This is a genomic window from Kluyvera ascorbata ATCC 33433, assembly GCF_000735365.1.
Taxonomy (GTDB): Bacteria; Pseudomonadota; Gammaproteobacteria; order Enterobacterales; family Enterobacteriaceae; genus Kluyvera; species Kluyvera ascorbata.
The window spans coordinates 1-691 of record NZ_JMPL01000237.1 but is presented as its reverse complement, the minus strand read 5'-3'; the positions used below and the strand labels follow the sequence as shown (position 1 = coordinate 691).

The window sequence follows — 691 nt, the reverse complement described above, 5'->3', positions numbered from 1 at the left end:
AGCAACGGTTTGCACGGCGATTACGATGTTGAGAGTGGTTTACAGCAACTGCTCCTGGGCAGTGGCCTGCAGGTGAAGCCGTTAGGGAATAACAGCTGGACGCTCGAACACGTTGCTGCGCCGCAGGAAGATGCGCTCACGGTTGTGGGCGACTGGCTGGGCGATGCGCGCGAAAACGACGTATTCGAACATGCCGGCGCGCGTGACGTTATCCGCCGTGAGGATTTCGCCAAAACCGGCGCGACAACCATGCGCGAGGTGCTGAACCGTATTCCTGGCGTTACCGCCCCGGAAAACAACGGTACCGGTAGCCACGATCTGGCGATGAACTTTGGTATTCGCGGCCTGAACCCGCGCCTTGCCAGCCGTTCAACGGTACTGATGGACGGTATTCCAGTGCCGTTTGCCCCTTACGGCCAGCCGCAGCTTTCCCTGGCACCCGTTTCGCTCGGAAATATGGACGCCATCGATGTGGTGCGCGGCGGCGGTGCTGTACGTTACGGGCCGCAGAGCGTGGGCGGCGTGGTGAACTTTGTCACCCGCGCCATTCCGCAAGACTTCGGGATCGAAGCCGGCATGGAAGGTCAGCTCAGCCCAACGTCCTCACAAAATAATCCCAAAGAGACGCACAACCTGATGGTGGGCGGTACGGCGGATAACGGTTTTGGTACCGCCCTGCTTTACTCCGGCA

At 60.2% G+C, this 691-nt stretch carries 1 protein-coding gene; it reads left to right on the top strand.

Annotated features, from left to right (window positions below; translation table 11 throughout):
• A partial coding sequence (locus tag GKAS_RS23370) for a TonB-dependent receptor plug domain-containing protein (RefSeq protein ID WP_035897923.1) occupies positions 1–691 on the top strand: 691 nt, incomplete at both ends.